Source organism: Clostridium fessum, from assembly GCF_003024715.1.
Taxonomy (GTDB): Bacteria; Bacillota; Clostridia; order Lachnospirales; family Lachnospiraceae; genus Otoolea; species Otoolea fessa.
This window is the reverse complement of record NZ_PYLO01000014.1, coordinates 1-1,258: the sequence shown is the minus strand read 5'-3', so window position 1 is coordinate 1,258 and position 1,258 is coordinate 1. Positions and strand designations below refer to the sequence as shown.

Sequence of the window (1,258 nt, the reverse complement as noted above, 5' to 3'; positions counted from 1 at the left end):
CTCCCCGAAGCTTTTCGCAGCTTATCACGTCTTTCATCGGCTCTTAGTGCCAAGGCATCCACCCTGCGCTCTTATTAGCTTAACCAATTGATTCACACCGTGGGTACGGTGTTCCTCTCAGATGCATAGCGTTGCATCTTTGGCTTATGGTGTTTACAATTAATAATTGCTTGTTTTTGGTTTGTTTGGTTACACTTTCGTGTAACACCTCGGATGTCTTGATATTTGTTTCAAACCTCTCGGTTTGAACTTTGTATCAGATTTTCAATATGCAGTTTTCAAGGTACATACTTGACTGAAGTTTATCAGTCATTCACAACCTCGATAAGCTCGAACTTATGAATCACTGGTAAAAACCAGTTATATGGAACAGCACTTCCCTGCTGGTGTAGGTTAACACATCCTCATCACAGATAGTTCATCCATTCCGATGTGTCCGTTCTATTTCAAATCGCATTCAGCGAATTGTTTTTAATGGAATCCGGCATCCACCTGCTTTCCCATGCCGTCTCCAGCATAGTATCATCGGCCGCTTAGGTCTTAACCATCGTGTTCGGGATGGGAACGGGTGTGTCCCCTAAGCGCATCGACACCGGAAATCTTTTATTTCCTGGATTTCAATCTTTAATTGTCATCCTCGAAAACTCAACAGTATATAAAACCCTTACTTCTTCTTCCTTAGAAAGGAGGTGATCCAGCCGCACCTTCCGATACGGCTACCTTGTTACGACTTCACCCCAGTTATCGGTCCTGCCTTCGGCAGCTCCCTCCTTGCGGTTGGGTCACTGACTTCGGGCATTACTGACTCCCATGGTGTGACGGGCGGTGTGTACAAGACCCGGGAACGTATTCACCGCGACATTCTGATTCGCGATTACTAGCGATTCCAGCTTCGTGCAGGCGAGTTGCAGCCTGCAGTCCGAACTGAGACGTTATTTTTGAGATTTGCTCCACCTCGCGGTCTCGCCTCTCTTTGTTTACGCCATTGTAGCACGTGTGTAGCCCAAATCATAAGGGGCATGATGATTTGACGTCATCCCCACCTTCCTCCAGGTTATCCCTGGCAGTCTCCCAAGAGTGCCCGGCCAAACTGCTGGCTACTTAGGATAAGGGTTGCGCTCGTTGCGGGACTTAACCCAACATCTCACGACACGAGCTGACGACAACCATGCACCACCTGTCTCCTCTGTCCCGAAGGAAAGGCGACATTACTCGCCGGTCAGAGGGATGTCAAGATTTGGTAAGGTTCTTCGCGTTG

General features: G+C 48.0%; 3 rRNA genes. All 3 read right to left on the bottom strand.

Going from position 1 to position 1,258, the window contains the following annotated elements:
• Window positions 1-85, bottom strand: a 23S ribosomal RNA gene (locus C7U56_RS15235); the annotation flags it as partial.
• A 394-nt stretch (window positions 86-479) separates the two neighbouring features.
• Window positions 480-597: ribosomal RNA gene (rrf, locus tag C7U56_RS15230) — 5S ribosomal RNA — on the bottom strand.
• An 85-nt stretch (window positions 598-682) separates the two neighbouring features.
• Window positions 683-1,258 (bottom strand): 16S ribosomal RNA (locus C7U56_RS15225); the annotation flags it as partial.